Origin of the sequence: Phycicoccus sp. 3266 (assembly GCF_031456495.1) — a bacterium.
In the GTDB taxonomy this organism is placed as follows: Bacteria; Actinomycetota; Actinomycetes; order Actinomycetales; family Dermatophilaceae; genus Pedococcus.
On record NZ_JAVDUW010000001.1, the window covers coordinates 1,233,511 to 1,247,765 of the forward strand.

Annotated in this window: 11 protein-coding genes; 3 read left to right on the forward strand and 8 right to left on the reverse strand. The window is 72.7% G+C overall.

Going from position 1 to position 14,255, the window contains the following annotated elements; all coding sequences use genetic code 11:
* Positions 1–12: 12 nt before the first annotated feature.
* Both J2X64_RS05830 and J2X64_RS05835 read left to right on the forward strand, forming a co-directional pair.
* Positions 13–549, forward strand: coding sequence for an ABATE domain-containing protein (locus J2X64_RS05830; protein ID WP_310150909.1), 537 nt, complete (start codon positions 13–15; stop codon positions 547–549).
* Between the two features lie 73 nt (positions 550–622).
* Complete coding sequence (locus J2X64_RS05835) at positions 623–1,270, forward strand: hypothetical protein (protein ID WP_310150912.1); 648 nt, start codon at positions 623–625, stop codon at positions 1,268–1,270.
* Between the two features lie 109 nt (positions 1,271–1,379).
* Here J2X64_RS05835 and J2X64_RS05840 read toward each other — a convergent pair whose 3' ends face one another.
* Both J2X64_RS05840 and J2X64_RS05845 read right to left on the reverse strand, forming a co-directional pair.
* Positions 1,380–1,889: an NUDIX hydrolase gene (locus J2X64_RS05840; protein WP_310150915.1), complete on the reverse strand. Its 510-nt coding sequence runs from the start codon at positions 1,887–1,889 to the stop codon at positions 1,380–1,382.
* Positions 1,886–2,623 (reverse strand): DUF4031 domain-containing protein, encoded by a 738-nt coding sequence (locus tag J2X64_RS05845; RefSeq protein ID WP_310150918.1) that lies wholly within the window; start codon positions 2,621–2,623, stop codon positions 1,886–1,888. Before J2X64_RS05845 ends, J2X64_RS05840 begins: the two co-directional genes overlap by 4 nt.
* Positions 2,624–2,769: 146 nt before the next feature.
* On the opposite strand from J2X64_RS05845, the gene J2X64_RS05850 reads away from it, so the two are divergent.
* A complete protein-coding gene (locus J2X64_RS05850; protein ID WP_310150920.1) occupies positions 2,770–3,060 on the forward strand; it encodes a WXG100 family type VII secretion target in 291 nt (96 codons plus the stop codon).
* A gap of 160 nt (positions 3,061–3,220) precedes the next feature.
* Here J2X64_RS05850 and J2X64_RS05855 read toward each other — a convergent pair whose 3' ends face one another.
* From J2X64_RS05855 to J2X64_RS05880, 6 genes are all read right to left on the reverse strand, one after another.
* Positions 3,221–5,761 carry an FtsX-like permease family protein gene (locus J2X64_RS05855; RefSeq protein WP_310150923.1) on the reverse strand — a complete coding sequence of 847 codons (2,541 nt, stop codon included), beginning with the start codon at positions 5,759–5,761 and terminating at the stop codon, positions 3,221–3,223.
* A gap of 3 nt (positions 5,762–5,764) precedes the next feature.
* Complete coding sequence (locus tag J2X64_RS05860) at positions 5,765–6,580, reverse strand: ABC transporter ATP-binding protein (protein WP_310150925.1); 816 nt, start codon at positions 6,578–6,580, stop codon at positions 5,765–5,767.
* A 158-nt stretch (positions 6,581–6,738) separates the two neighbouring features.
* Positions 6,739–8,427 carry an alkaline phosphatase D family protein gene (locus tag J2X64_RS05865; protein ID WP_310150926.1) on the reverse strand — a complete coding sequence of 563 codons (1,689 nt, stop codon included), beginning with the start codon at positions 8,425–8,427 and terminating at the stop codon, positions 6,739–6,741.
* A 152-nt stretch (positions 8,428–8,579) separates the two neighbouring features.
* On the reverse strand, positions 8,580–10,205 hold the full coding sequence (gene groL, locus J2X64_RS05870; RefSeq protein WP_310150929.1) for a chaperonin GroEL: 1,626 nt from the start codon (positions 10,203–10,205) through the stop codon (positions 8,580–8,582).
* A 241-nt stretch (positions 10,206–10,446) separates the two neighbouring features.
* Positions 10,447–10,887 (reverse strand): phage tail protein, encoded by a 441-nt coding sequence (locus J2X64_RS05875; RefSeq protein WP_310150932.1) that lies wholly within the window; start codon positions 10,885–10,887, stop codon positions 10,447–10,449.
* A gap of 261 nt (positions 10,888–11,148) precedes the next feature.
* A complete protein-coding gene (locus tag J2X64_RS05880; protein ID WP_310150935.1) occupies positions 11,149–14,223 on the reverse strand; it encodes a glycoside hydrolase family 38 C-terminal domain-containing protein in 3,075 nt (1,024 codons plus the stop codon).
* Between the last annotated feature and the right edge of the window lie 32 nt (positions 14,224–14,255).

Below are 14,255 nucleotides of genomic sequence, written 5' to 3' on the forward strand. Positions count from 1 at the left end.
CAAACTGGTGACATGTCCTTGGTCCACGTGGCCGGCAACCCGGCGCTCGACCTCGTCGGCACCGTCGCGGAGCGCGGCACGACCGACCTTGACGAGCTCACCGACCCGACGACGCTGGCGCAGTGGTTCGTCGACGCCGGGATCGTCGACCGGGCGCCGCGGGTGACCACGGAGGACCTGCGGGCCGCCGTACGGCTGCGCGAGCACCTGCACGCGCTGGTGACCGCGCTCGTCGACGGCACCGCCCCGCCCGCGGCCGGCCGTGCGGCGCTCAACCGGCTCGCTCGCCTGCCGGCGCCCGTCCCCCAGCTGGGCCCGGACGGCTCGGTCGTCCGCCGTGGCTCCGCGGAGGCGTGCCTGGCGGCGGTGGCGCGAGCCGCCACCGAGCTCTACGACCGCGATGACGGTGCGGTCGTCCGCTGGTGCGCCGACGACCGGTGCACCCACCCGTTCCTGGACCGGTCCCGCAACAAGCAGCGTCGCTGGTGCGACATGGCGACGTGTGGCGACCGGGCCAAGGTGCGCCGCTACCGCGGTCGCACGACCTGAGCCCCTGCGTCCACCCGGGCCCACACCACCGCATCGCCTGCCGGGCGGCCCGACCCGTGCCAGACTGCCCGCCGTGCCGGCCCTCATCACGTGGTGGAAGCTCGACCTGGCAGACCTGGCCCCCGGGGCCCACTCCGACGCGGTCCAGGCGATCGGCGCCGACCTGCTGGGCCGCTGGACCGAGCCGCACCGCAGGTACCACACCACCCGCCACCTCGTGGAGGTCTTCTGGGCGCTGGAGGACCTCGAGCAGGCGGGCGCCCTCGAGCCCCGCGAGGCCACGCTGGGGCGGCTGGTGGGCTGGTTCCACGACGCCGTCTACGACCCGTCGACACCGGGCGGCGACAACGAGCAGGCCAGCGCCGACCTCGCCGTCCGGGACCTGCGCGCCCTCGGTCTCGCGGAGGACGACGTCGACACCGTGCGCGACCTCGTCGTCGCCACCACCTCCCACGACCTGCCCGACAGCGGCCTCGCTGCCGCCTTCCACGACGCCGACCTGTGGATCCTGTCCGCACCGCCGGAGCGGTACGCCCAGTACACCGAGCAGGTGCGCGAGGAGTATGCCGCCGTGCCCGACGAGGCGTTCCGCGCCGGCCGGGCCGCCGTGCTGCGCCCGTTCCTCGAGCGGGACTGCGTCTACGCGACCTCCTTCGCCCGGGACACCTGGGAGGAGCGCGCACGGCAGAACCTCGCCGGGGAGCTCCGCGCGCTCGACTGAGGAGCGCCGCGTCCGGACTCCTGACCGCCCTGCACCCCGATGCGAACACCCGAAGTCTGGGACTTCGGGGCAAACCGCCGCCCTGACACCCGAAGTCCGGGACTTCGGGTCAGCCGGTCAGGACGCCGGCCACCATCGGCCACCAGAACTGGCCGACCGAGCGCGCCTCGAGCTCCTCCGGCTCCAGCCACTGGGGGTCGACCGCGTCCGGCTCGCCCGCCACGAGGGGCGGTCCCGCGCCCTCGAGCCGCGCGGCATACAGCTGCATGCTGCCGCCCTCGGTCGGCCACCGACCACGGACGCCGATGGGGTGGAAGTCCTCGTGCCCGACGGGCACCAGGTCCGCGGCGCGCAGGCGCACGCCGGTCTCCTCCCACACCTCGCGCACCGCGCACTCGGGCACGGACTCGCCGTCCTCGCGCCAGCCACCGGGGATCCCCCACTCCTGCCGGCGCGGGCTCCACGCGGCGGCACACCGGCCGTCGCCGTCGCGCAGCACCACCATGGCCGCGAACACGCGGTCGGGCGGGACTGGCAACGGGTCGAGCCAGAGGTCGACGTCGCAGGAGCTGCCGTCGGCGAAACGGGCACCCGGGACGCGCCCGACGAGACCGGTCATCGGCGCGGGCCGCCCGACACGAGCGGCCACCAGTGCCGTGTCGACAGCTCGTCCTCGACCTCGGCCGGCAGCACCCAGCGTCCGGCGAGGGCCCGCGTGCCTGCCCCGACCTCGTCGGTCCACACGGCGAAGGCCGCCGTCGGCACCGGCCACGGGTAGTCGGCGTCGGGCTGCGGGACGGTGTTGCGCACGTAGCCGAGCAGGGTCGTGCTGGCGCGCACCGGGCCACCCATGACGACCGCGTGCAGGTGGTCCAGCACCGCGCCGGTGTCGAGGGCGCCCACGGGCGCCGACGGCAGGTCGGGACCCCCGCCCGCGATGCGGTCCACGACGAGCAGCTCCTCACCGCGCCACAGCGCGAGGCGGACGACGACAGTCGTCGAGGGCGGCTCCGCCTGGCGGGAGGCGATCACGTCGGCCCGCGACCCCGGTGGCAGCCAGGCGGCGTCCGGCACCGACGCCACGACCCGCTCGAGCCGGCGCTTCTGCACCCGCAGCCCGCTGGCGCGCAGGATCCGCACGAGGTCGCGTCCGGCCACCGGCTGCGCGCCGGCGCCGACCAGCGCGGCATACCGCTCCTCGGGGACGTCGTAGTGGTCGCCCTCGAACGCACGGCGCGGGATGCCCTGTGCCGCAGCGAAGTCGTGCAGCTCGTCGTAGGAGCGGTCGCTCACGAGGTGGGACCACAGGCGCCCGTGCGCGGGCCAGGCCGGCGGGTCGATCCAGATGGTCACGGGCCGACGCTACCCCGGCCGCCGGGCACCGACGCGCCGACGGGGCCCGCGCCGGAGCCTGTGGACAACCGGCCGGGGCGTCGCAGCGGCGCGCCTACCGTGCTGGGAGGCGGCGCCACCAGGGCGCCCGGACGACAGGAGGGGTCATGTCCGCACAGTTCCAGGTCGACACCGAGAGGATCTCGGCCGCCTCGGGCGACATCGCGCGCATCTCGGGGGAGATCGACGGGCAGGTGACGGCGATGATGAGCCGGCTCACCTCCCTGCAGGACGCGTGGACCGGCACCGCCTCGGCGCGGTTCCAGTCGCTCGTGGGCGAGTGGCAGTCGACGCAGAAGCAGGTCCGTGCCTCGCTCGACTCCATCGGCGGGGTCCTCGCGGCCGCCGGTGCCCAGTACGCCGAGACGGAGGCCCAGACCGTGCGCATGTTCCAGTGACTGAGGGCCGACGGCCGCGGGTCCTCGTGCGCCGACGTCGGCAGCCCACGCTGTGTGGTGGGCTGCCGACGTCGGGCGGCTGGTGTGCCGTGCTCCGGCCTCCGAGGCGGGTATGCCGTGCGGGCTCCTGGCTGCGAGGCGCCCGGCCCCGACCGGCCGGCTACTCGGTGGTGATCGCGCGCAGGACGTCCAGGCGGGCGGCGCGACGTCCGGGCCACAGGGCTGCCAGCACGCCGACCAGCCCCGAGAGCACCACGAACACCGCCAGCTGGGCCGCCGGGACCGCCAGGACGTCGATCCCCTGGTCGGCCAGGCTCCGCTGGAGCACCCAGCCGGCGCCGAGGCCGAGGAGGACGCCCAGCACCGCGCCCAGCAGCGCGATGGCGACCGACTCCAGGCGCAGCATGCTGCGCAGCTGGCGCCGGCTCAGGCCCACCGCCCGCAGCAGCCCGATCTCGCGGGTCCGCTCGATCACCGACAGCGCCAGGGTGTTGACGATGCCCAGCACCGCGATGACGACGGCCAGCCCGAGCAGGGCGTAGATGATGTAGAGCATCTGGTCGATCGGCTTGCGCTGCTCGGCGGCGAAGGCGTTCTGGTCCTTGAGCGTCACGGACGGCTGGGAGTCGACGACCTTGGCGAGGGCGGACTCGACCGTGGCGGCCGAGGCACCCGGCTTGCGCAGGATGTACGTGGCGGTGTCCTGCACGGGAACGCCTGCGGCGGTCGCAGCCGCCTGCGTGACGAGCACCGGTGGCGCGATGGCCTGCTTGGCGAAGATGCCCGCCACCGTCAGGGACTGCGGCTTGCCGCCGGCGATCGCCACGTCGACCCGTGAGCCCACGCGGGCGTCGAGCGCGGCCGCCTTGTCCTCGTCGAGGAAGACGCTGCGGTCACCGGCACCCCGGAACGACCCCGCCTTCATCTGCAGCGGAACGACCTCGGCGAACTCGTCCGGGACCACGGCGCCGGTCCACGAGCGGTTCCCCTCGATGGTGGAGCCGGTGTACCGCATGGACGCAGCCGCCTGCACCCCCGGGACGGTGGCGAGCTCACGCGTGATCGTCGCGGAGAACGGCTGCCCGATGGCGTTCGAGACGACGTAGTCGGCGACGAAGTTCTCGCCGATGGACCGGTCGACGCTGGCCTTGGCCGAGGCGCCGAAGACGGACATCATCGACACCAGGGTCAGGCCGATCATCAGGGCCGACGCGGTGGCGGCCGTGCGGCGCGGGTTGCGGACCGCGTTCTGCTCGGCCATGAGGCCCACGGCCCCGAACACCCGGCGGTAGAGGGTGCCCAGGAGCGCGATCACCGGTCGGCCGATCACCGGGCTGGTCAGGATCGCCGCCATGACCAGGCCGAACACACCCGACCCGACCCAGTACGAGCCGTGGTCGGCGCTGGTGAAGGCACCGAGCCAGGTGGCCCACAGCCCGAACAGGAACAGGCACAGCCCCACCATGAGCCGCCAGCGCATCGTCGACTCCGGCAGCGCGATGTCGTCGCGCATGGCGGCGACGGGCGGCATCCTGCCGGCCCGGCGAGCGGGCAGGTAGGCAGCGAGCATCGTCACGAGCAGCCCCACGGCATACGCGATGAGGGCGGTGGTGGGGCGGAAGACGAGCGGCGACCCGCTGAGGTCCAGCCCGAACTGCGCGAACAGCTTCGTGATCCCGATGGCCAGCACGAACCCCAGGCCCAGACCGAGGGTCGACCCGACCAGCCCGACGACGAGCGCCTCGAAGAGCACCGACCGCGTCACCTGCCGGCGTCCCGCGCCGAGCGCCCGCAGCAGGGCCAGCTCGCGGCTGCGCTGGGCGACGAGGATCGAGAACGTGTTGATGATGAGGAACGACCCGACGAACAGGGCGATCCCGGCGAAGATCAGCAGGAAGACGTTGATGAACGACAGCGCCTTGGTGACCGAGTCCTGCGACTCCTTGGCCACGGCGTCGCCCGTGACGGCCTGGTAGCCGGACGGCAGCTTGGCCTGCACGGCCCGCGCGAGGTCCGCGGCGGAGACGCCGGGCTTCGCGGTGACCCAGGCGTCGCTGTACTGGTCCTTGCCGCCGTAGTAGATCTGCTGGGCCGACTTGGTGTCGAAGAACGCGAGCGTGGCACCGACCGTCCCGCCCTTGAACTCGGCGATGCCGACGAGCTTCGCCGACAGCCTGGGGGTCGCGCTGCTGGTGACCAGCTGGACCGTGTCGCCGAGCGTGTAGCCGGCGCGGTCGGCGGTCGAGGAGTCGAGCACGACCTCCTTCTCCCCCTGCGGCCACCGGCCGCTGGACAGGGTCGCCGGCGGGTCACCGGCCGAGGTCGGTGCGTCGTTGTGGCTCAGGCCGAGCCCGGGTGGGCCACCACCGCCGATGAGCTTGCCCTTGGTGGACACGACGAACGTGGTGGGGTCGCTGACGTTGCCGTCGGCCCGCGCGACCCCGGGGACGTCGGCGAGCGAGCGCACCAGCGAGCCCGGCACCGTCTTGGCGGTCGGTCGCTGCTCGAAGCTGCTCCCCGTGACCTCGGGGCGGACGACGACGTCACCGACGGTGTTGACGATGCCGTCGAACGCCTTGCCGAGCGTGTCGGTGAAGATGAACGACCCCGACACGAACGAGACGCCCAGGATGATCGCGAACGCGCTCATGAACAGCCGCAGCTTGCGGCCGAGCAGGCTCTTCCAGCTGGCCCTCAGCACGGCTCAGCCCTCCGAGGAGGTGCTGGGGGCGACCGCGTGGTGCGCCGACAGCTCGGCCATCCGCTCGAGGATCCGCTCGGCGGTGGGGTCGCGCATCTCGTCGACGAAGCGGCCGTCGGCGAGGAAGACGACGCGGTCGGTGTGCGAGGCGGCGACCGGGTCGTGCGTGACCATGACGATCGTCTGGCCGAACTCGTCGACGCTGCGGCGCAGGAACGCCAGCACCTCCGCGCCGGAGGTCGAGTCCAGGTTCCCCGTCGGCTCGTCGGCGAAGACGATCTCGGGCCGGCTGACGAGCGCCCGGGCGCAGGCCACGCGCTGCTGCTGGCCACCGGAGAGCTCGCTCGGCCGGTGCGAGAGCCGGTCCCGCAGACCGACGGTGTCGATGACGAGGTCGAACCACCCGGGGTCCGGCCGGCGCCCGGCGATGGCCAGGGGCAGCAGGATGTTCTCCTGCGCGGTGAGGGTGGGGACCAGGTTGAAGGCCTGGAAGACGAAGCCGATGCGGTCGCGGCGCAGGGCCGTGAGGGCCTTGTCCTTCAGGGTCGTGATGTCGACGTCGCCGATGAGGACCTGGCCGCTCGTGACACCGTCCAGACCGGCCGCGCAGTGCATCATCGTCGACTTGCCCGACCCGGACGGGCCCATGATCGCGGTGAACTCGCCGCGGCGGATGTCGAGGCTGACGCCGTCGAGGGCGCGGACCGCCGTCTCCCCCTTCCCGTACACCTTGGTCAGGTCGACGACCCGTGCCGCAGGCGGCTGGACGTCCCGGCGGCTCCGGGCCGCAGGCGTCTCGGTCGTGGTGGTGGATGTCATCTCAGGCTCCCGGCTCACAGTGGTTTCCCCTTCTCCTCCACGGTAGGGACGACGCCGTCCCGGGACCCTCGGGTTCGACCCTGACCTCACCCTGAGGAAACCCCGAACCTCCCGGCTTCGTTCCCGGGGGGGACCGGGGCGGTTCGTCGCAGCGGGGGTCAGGAGATGGCCACCCGGGCGACCTGCCGCGTGTCCGGCTGGTCGTAGCGCTCACCGCGGACCTCGCCGGCGTCCCACCGCACGACCAGGCCGCGACCGCGGACCTCGAGCGTGGCGAGGGTGTTGTCGAACCACGGGCCGTGCGTGACGGTCCACGGGTACGGCGCCGTCGGCACCTTGTCGGTGTGCCGGACGACGAGCTCCATCGGCTTGGCCAGCCGCTTGCCGAGGAAGGCCTGGGCGATGCGGACCTTGCGCGGCAACGGGTTCCGGATCGGCGAGCAGACGAGCTGCACGACCTTGCTGCTGCCGGGCTCCAGGCTCGACGGGGTGATCTCGGTGACGTAGGAGTTGTGCACGTCACCGGACAGGAACGTGATCGTCCCCGGCCGCTTGCCCCGGCGGCCACCGGCGACCTCGGTCACCATGTCCATGACGCGCAGGAAGCCCTCCTGGAAGGCCGCCCAGTGCTCGAGGTCGACGGCGCGGCGCATCTTCTCTCCCCAGACGGCCACCCGGTGGCCCCAGGCGCCGTTGGCCATCGCCTCGTTGATGGCCTCGAGGTCGTGGATGCCCTGCGCCATGAGGAACGGCAGCGAGGTGCCGACGAACAGGTGGTCGACGTCGCCGCGCATCTGCTCGTCGAGCCACGCCATCTCGTCGTCGTCCAGGATCGAGCGGTGGCCGGGCTTGAGCACCCGGGCAGCGCGCGAGTCGACGACCACGAGGCGCGACTCGCCGAGGTCGCGGCTGTAGCTCCAGCGGTAGGTCTCCGGTTGGCGGTCGACCCGGTCCGCGAAGGCGTCGAGCGTCTCCGTGAGGTCGACCTCGTCGTCGCCCTCGTGACCCGCGACGAGCTGCCACAGCTCGTCGCCCGCGAGCTCGTCGGGCGAGAGGTTGCCCAGGTGCTGGTAGACCCAGTACGACGCGAGGCCACCGACGATGCGGTCGTGCCACCACGGCGTCGCGTTGATCTCGCGGTGCCACGACAGCGAGGTGTTCCAGTCGTCCCGGATGTCGTGGTCGTCGAAGATCATCGCGCTGGGCAGCGTCGAGAGCAGCCACCGGTTGAGCGGGTCCGACCAGGCGAGCAGGTACAGGTGGGCGTACTCGTCGTAGTCCTTGAGCTCCTCGCCCGGCGGCTCGTCGAGGCTGCGCCGCGAGGCGATGTAGGCGCGCATCTCCTCGGAGGTCTCGTCGGCATACACCTGGTCGCCGAGGAAGGCCACGAGGTGCGGCCACTCGCCCGCCTGCCGCTCCGGCCGGCTGAGGTGGTAGGCCATCGCCCGCAGGGCGTCGACGCCGTTGCTGGCGTTGCCCTCCTTGTCGTGCGGGACGCTGGTGCGGCAGGAGCCGAAGGTCAGGCGGGTCGGCTCGGACCGGCGCAGCAGCCGCACCCGGCTCGCCGGCAGCCCGGCGTACTGCGGCTCGGGCTCGGGCCAGACCTGCTCGCCGCCGATGCGCACGACGTAGTCGCTGCTCGCGCCCGCCTCGAGCCCGTCGAGGACCACGAGCGCGTAGTGCCGTCCGTGGGCGCCGAAGGTGTGCGCCTGCCAGGTCCGGTCGAAGGCCTCGACCTCGACGGTGCCCGCGTCGCGGGTCTGCACCCAGATCGTGGCCGAGGTCTCCCCGACGTACCGCAGCAGGGGTCCGAGGACGAGGGGCCCCTCGGGCACGTCAGTGGTCACCGCACAGTTCTACACGTCCGCGCGGCCCGGGGCACCGGAGTCACCCCGACGGACCGGGAGGTACGCGGCATACCGGGACATGCGGAAGGGCGGCCCACCCGGAGGTGAGCCGCCCTTGCGCGTATGCCGTGTGCGGCGAGTTCTGAGCTAGCTCAGAAACCCATGCCGCCCATCTCGTCGCCACCGGGGGCCATCGGCGCAGCCTTCTCGGGCTTGTCGGCGATGACGGCCTCGGTGGTGAGGAACAGCGCGGCGATCGACGCGGCGTTCTGCAGCGCGGAGCGCGTCACCTTGGCCGGGTCGATGATGCCCGCGGCCACGAGGTCGACGTACTCGCCCGTGGCGGCGTTGAGGCCGTGGCCGGCGGGGAGGTTCGAGACCTTCTCCGCGACGACGCCGCCCTCGAGACCGGCGTTGATGGCGATCTGCTTGAGCGGGGCCTCGATGGCGACCTTGACGATGTTCGCGCCGGTGGCCTCGTCACCCTCGAGCTCGAGCTTCTCGAACGCAGCCTTGCCCGCCTGGAGCAGGGCCACGCCACCACCGGCGACGATGCCCTCCTCGACGGCAGCCTTGGCGTTGCGCACGGCGTCCTCGATGCGGTGCTTGCGCTCCTTGAGCTCGACCTCGGTCGCGGCGCCGGCCTTGATGACTGCGACACCGCCGGCCAGCTTGGCCAGGCGCTCCTGCAGCTTCTCGCGGTCGTAGTCGCTGTCCGACTTCTCGATCTCGGCGCGGATCTGGTTGACGCGACCCTGGATCTGGTCGGCGTCGCCCGCACCCTCGACGATCGTGGTCTCGTCCTTGGTGACGACGACCTTGCGCGCACGGCCGAGCAGGTCGAGCTCCGCGGTGTCGAGCTTGAGGCCGACCTCCTCGGAGATGACCTGGCCACCGGTGAGGATGGCGATGTCGGCGAGCATGGCCTTGCGGCGGTCACCGAAGCCCGGGGCCTTGACGGCGACGGACTTGAAGGTGCCACGGATCTTGTTGACCACCAGGGTCGACAGGGCCTCGCCCTCGACGTCCTCGGAGATGATCAGCAGCGGCTTGCCGGACTGCATGACCTTCTCGAGCAGCGGGAGCAGGTCCTTGATGCCCGAGATCTTGGAGTTCACGACGAGGACGTAGGGGTCCTCGAGCACGGCCTCCATGCGCTCGGTGTCGGTGACGAAGTAGTGGCTGATGTAGCCCTTGTCGAAGCGCATGCCCTCGGTGAGCTCGAGCTCGAGCCCGAAGGTGTTGCTCTCCTCGACGGTGATGACGCCTTCCTTGCCGACCTTGTCCATGGCCTCGGCGATCATCTCGCCGATCTGGGGGTCAGCGGCGGAGATCGAGGCGGTGGAGGCGATCTGCTCCTTGGTCTCGACGTCCTTGGCCATCTCGAGCAGCTGGCCCGAGACGGCCTCGACGGCCTTCTCGATGCCGCGCTTGAGGGCCATCGGGTTGGCGCCGGCCGCGACGTTGCGCAGACCCTCCTTGACGAGGGCCTGGGCCAGCACGGTGGCGGTGGTGGTGCCGTCGCCCGCGACGTCGTCGGTCTTCTTGGCGACCTCCTTGACGAGCTCGGCACCGATCTTCTCGTACGGGTCGTCGAGCTCGATCTCCTTGGCGATGGACACACCATCGTTGGTGATCGTGGGAGCGCCCCACTTCTTCTCGAGCACGACGTTGCGGCCCTTCGGGCCGAGGGTGACGCGGACGGCGTCGGCGAGGGTGTTCATGCCCCGCTCGAGCCCGCGACGAGCCTCTTCATCGAAGGCGATGATCTTGGCCATTCGGGTGGTTCCTCCCACGCGAATCGATGTGACGGCCAGCGGGTGCCCGCGACGGACGGACCGGCACGCGCGGCTCATGTCTTCCGCGCATCCCGGACCTCACCTTGACTGGCCAGGATTGTCACTCTCAGAGTGAGAGTGCTAACGCCATTATTGGCACTCTCGGGTGGAGAGTGCAAACGATGGGACGCGTGCGCGGAGGGCGCCCGCGGCGCCGGCCTCCGAGGGTGCGCGAGGCCGGTCAGGTGGCTTCGACGTCCATCGAGTCGAACACCAGCTCCACCGTCTCGGTGACCACCTCGCTGGACGTGGCCACCAAAGGGGAGATGCGGTATGCCGCGGGGAACGCGTTGCGGAAGCGCCAGGCCAGGACCGGGGACCGGGTCGCGTCGAGGAGGCGGACGCGCACGTCGCGGTCGACGTGCGGGTCGCCGTCGCGGGCGGCCTTCCACCACGTCCACAGCGACAGGTCGGTCGTGAGGCCCCTCGTCAGGACGAGGCGGGAGTACCCGGCCAGGCCCGGCTGCATCCGCGCCTCGTTGCTGCGGTCCGTGCCGGACCGGTGGGCGACCTCGTCCACGTGGGCGACCGGCAGGTCCACGCGCGAGAAGCGGACCTCCTCACCCGTGCCGAGGTCGACGGTGAAGTCCGAGCCCTCGAAGGGCTCCGTGGGAGCGGCCATGCCCCAGCGTGGCAGGCGACGCCGCCCCCGGTCGAGAGCCCCAGGCCGTCCCGAGGGGGACGCCGGGACCACGCGCCGTCACCAAACGGTTCCGCGCGGGCCCGACTCGTAGCCCGCAGCCGCGCACCCGTCACCAAACGGTTCCGCGCGGGCCCGACTCGTAGCCCGCACCCACCAGCGCCCCACGAAACGGTTCCACGCGGGCCCGACTCGGTGCCGCGCCCCGCCGCGCCCCGCCGCGCCCCGCGCCGGTCAGGCGCCTCAGCTGCGGGCGAAGCGCAGGGTGATCACCTGGAACGGGCGCAGGGCCAGCGAGACGCCCTCGTCCGGGCCCAGGTCGGCGACGCCCTCTGTGGGCAGCGGTCGCTCGAGCAGGTCCACGGCACCCGCCCCCGCGTGCTCGAACCCGGCCCGCACCCGGACCGAGCACCGCCGGCCCAGCGACTCGTAGAGCCGGATGACCACGTCGCCCGACCCGTCGTCGGCCAGCTTGACCGCCTCGACGAGCACGCCGTCCCCGTCGACCGCCACGAGCGGCTCGACCGCCTCGCCGCTGCCGCGCACGACCCGCAGCGGCAGGTTCAGGCGGTAGCCCTCCCGCACCGCGTCGGCGATCCCGGCGCCCGGCACGAGGGCGTACCGCATCCGGTGCACGCCGAGGTCGGCGTGCGGGTCGGGGCTCTGCGGCGCGCGCAGCAGCGACAGCCGCACGCAGGTCGTCGTGCCGCCGCCGACCCGCTCACGCCGCGTCACGTCGTGGCCGTAGGTCGAGTCGTTGACGACCGCGGCGCCGTACCCGGGCTCGCCGACGTGGACCCAGCGGTGGGCGCAGGTCTCGAACTTCGCGGCGTCCCACGAGGTGTTGGTGTGCGTCGGGCGGTGCACGTGCCCGAACTGCACCTCCGACGTCGCCCGCTCGGTCGCGACGTCGAGGTCGAACGCCGCCTTGAGGATCTGCTCGCGCTCACGCCAGTCCACCTCGGTGTCGACGTCGACGCGCGGCTCCCCGACCGGCAGGGTCACGAGCTGCGTCGCCGTCGAGGTCCCGAACCGGCGCACCACGCGCACCCCACCGTCGACCGCCTCCACCGACTCGACGTCCTCGAGGTCGCGGACGGCGTTGCGGTAGAACGCGTCCACGTCCCACGCATCCCACTTGTTCGGGGTGTCGGGGTGGACCTGCAACAGGTTGCCCGTCGACCCCGGTGCCAGGGCCTCGCGGCCGGACGCTGCGTCGACGACCGACACGAGCAGCCCGCGGGCGTCGACCCGAGCCATGACGAGCCCGTTGTCGAGCAGCCAGCCGTCGCCGTCGGCGCGCACCTCGACTCCAGCAGGTCGCGCCTCGCCGTCAGCTCCCGCCTCCACGTCGGCGGCCACCCCTGACTCGCCGTCCCGCTGCCCGACCGGAGCGGCGCCGAGGGCCGCCACCCCTTGCCGCTCGTGGGGAGCCGCGTTGAACGCCACCTCGACGTCGCCCTCGCCGGCCAGGGCCGACTGCGCTCGGGCGATGATGCCTTCGAGCTCGGCCGCCACCGCGGCATACGCCTCCACCGACTGGCGGTGCACCCACGCGATGGAGGAGCCGGGCAGGATGTCGTGGAACTGGTTGAGCAGCACCACCTTCCAGATCCGGTCGAGGTCCTCCAGCGGGTATGCCGCGCCGGTGCGCACCGCGGCCGTGGCCGCCCACAGCTCGGCCTCGCGCAGGAGGTGCTCGCTGCGGCGGTTGCCCTGCTTGGTGCGCGCCTGCGAGGTGTAGGTGCCGCGGTGGAACTCCAGGTACAGCTCACCGACCCACACGGGTGCCTGCGGGTACTCCGCCTCGGCGGCCTCGAAGAACGCGTCCGGCCGCTCGACCTCCACCCGCGGCGACCCGTCGAGGTCGCGCAGCCGCGCCGCCCGGGCGAGCATCTCGCGGGTCGGGCCGCCACCGCCGTCGCCCCACCCGAACGGCAGCAGCGACCGCGTGGCGGCGCCCTTGTCGGCGAAGTTGCGGGCGGCGTGCGCGAGCTCGGCGCCGGACACCTCGGAGTTGTACGTGTCGGCCGGCGGGAAGTGGGTGAAGACCCTCGTGCCGTCGAGGCCCTCCCAGCGGAAGGTGTGGTGCGGGAACCGGTTCGTCGTGTTCCACGAGATCTTCTGGGTCAGGAACCAGCGCGAGCCCGACAGGGCCACCAGCTGCGGCATCGCGGCCGTGTAGCCGAACGAGTCCGGCAGCCACACCTCACGGGTCTCGACCCCGAGCTCGTCGAGGAAGAACCGCTTGCCGTGGTTGAGCTGGCGGACCAGCGCCTCGCCGCCCGGCATGTTGGTGTCGGACTCGACCCACATGCCGCCGACCGGCACGAACCGGCCCTCGCGCACCCGCTCCACGACGCGCTCCCAGACCGCCGGCCGGTGCTCCTTGAGCCACGCGAACTGCTGGGCCGAGGACATCGCGTAGACGAAGTCGGGGTGGCTGTCCATGAGGTCGACGACGTTGGCGCAGGTCCGGGCGACCTTGCGGACGGTCTCGCGCACCGGCCAGAGCCACGCGGAGTCGATGTGGGCGTGCCCCACCGCCGAGATGCGGTGCGCGCTGGCCCGCGCCGGGTCGGCCAGGACTCCGGTCAGCTCGGCGCGCGCCGCGGCGGCCGTGCCGGCGACGTCCGCGACGTCGACCCGGTCGAGCGCGCGGTCGAGCGCCCGCAGCAGCTCCCAGCGGCGGGCGTCCTCGAGCGGCAGCTCCGCCGCGAGCTGGCCGAGCACCTCGAGGTCCTGCTGCAGCTCCCAGACCTCCTGCTCGAAGACGGCGAGCTCGGCGCGCGCGACCCGGTAGAGGAGCTCGTCGCCGGCCGTCTCCGGGTCGCCGAGCGGGTTCGGCTGGAACGCGAACCCGGGGCCGCCGAGCAGCATCGGGTTCGACGCCGACTCGACGAACAGCTCGACCTCCTCGCCGCCGGTCGCCTCGTCCGCCACCCGGACCCACTGGGTGCGCGGGTTCAGGCCCTTGACCGGGGTGCCGTCGGCGCGGTGCACCAGGCCCTCGGCGTGGAAGCCGGTCCAGTCGGGGTTGAAGCCGAGGTCCAGCCGCAGGTCGACCGCCCGGCCCGCGTGCCGCGCGGGCACGGTGCCGCGCACGCGCCACCAGGTCGTGCCCCAGGGCGTCCCCCAGCGCTGCCCGACCTGCGCCGGCTCGTATGCCGCGGCGAGTCCCTCCGCCACCGGCACCGGCTCTCCGGGCGCCTCCCAGGACGCGAGCTGCACGGGCTCCGGCGCGGACCACACCGCCTCGGCGATCCGCCCGAGCATGCGGGCCAGCCGACCCTCGATCAGCAGCCGGTCGTCGTGCATCAGTCTCCTCGTCGGTGGGGTCGGGGTGGGTG